This is a genomic window from Bhargavaea massiliensis (genome assembly GCF_050480245.1).
In the GTDB taxonomy this organism is placed as follows: domain Bacteria; phylum Bacillota; class Bacilli; order Bacillales; family Anoxybacillaceae; genus Anoxybacillus.
Genome location: NZ_JBCNEQ010000084.1, coordinates 1 through 935, shown reverse-complemented (window position 1 = coordinate 935; position 935 = coordinate 1). Strand labels below are relative to the sequence as shown.

Annotated in this window: 1 protein-coding gene; it reads right to left on the bottom strand. The window is 37.3% G+C overall.

Features of this window, described 5'->3' with window-relative positions; all coding sequences use genetic code 11:
* On the bottom strand, positions 1-698 hold a 698-nt coding region (locus ABEV15_RS13790), incomplete at its 3' end, for an FAD-dependent oxidoreductase (RefSeq protein ID WP_498853527.1).
* Positions 699-935: the final 237 nt, after the last annotated feature.

Here is a 935-nt window from a genome sequence, read left to right as displayed (position 1 = left end):
AACTTCGCTGTGTGAACGTCAACTTCCCCTGTCGCTAAATTGCGTACTTTTACTTCCCATAAGTTGTCACTTGTTCGTTTCATATCTTCAACATGATGTTTATAATACAAATTCACATGCTTATGTTCTAAATACCCAAATAACATGCGTGTTAAAGCCCCGAAATTCACGTCCGTTCCCGCTTCAATTCTTGTTGCTGCAATCGGTTCAGTAACGATACGATCTTCCATCATCAACGGAATCCACTCTCTTAATTTTTGCGGATCGTCAGAAAACTCCATCCCTTTAAACAAAGGATTATCCACCATCTGTTCAAACCTCTTCTTCAGAAACGCAACATTTTCTTCCCCTTGCACGAAACTCATATGCGGAATTGGCATAACAAAGTCCTTCGGGCTGCGAATGTGTTTATTTTGAACGAGATAAGACCAAAATTGCAATGATTCTTGAAACTGCTCATTAATTTTAATTGCTTTACTTATATCAATTGATCCGTCCGCTTTTTCAACTGTGTAGTTTAGTTCACAAAGTGCGGCATGACCTGTTCCCGCATTGTTCCATTCGTTCGAGCTTTCATCTGCTGGTTGACCAAGCCTTTCAAACACAGCAATTTCCCACTCTGGTGCTAACTCTTTCAACAACGTCCCTAATGTCGCACTCATAATCCCCGCACCAATTAAAATCACATCTGTTTTCATCATTGGACCCCCTAAACGTTCCCATCGATTCGACCAAAAACTTCCCCACATTTATCATAACACATTTCAATTATAGTATGTCACTATTATTCTACACGATTACAAAAATGTTTATATAATTAAATAAAAACGAATATACTCACACATGTTCAACAAAAAGAAACAATATTCTTCTTTTAATGATTTTACAAAATAATTTGATATTTTGCTAGCTTTATTTAATCGAGTAGGAGGAGG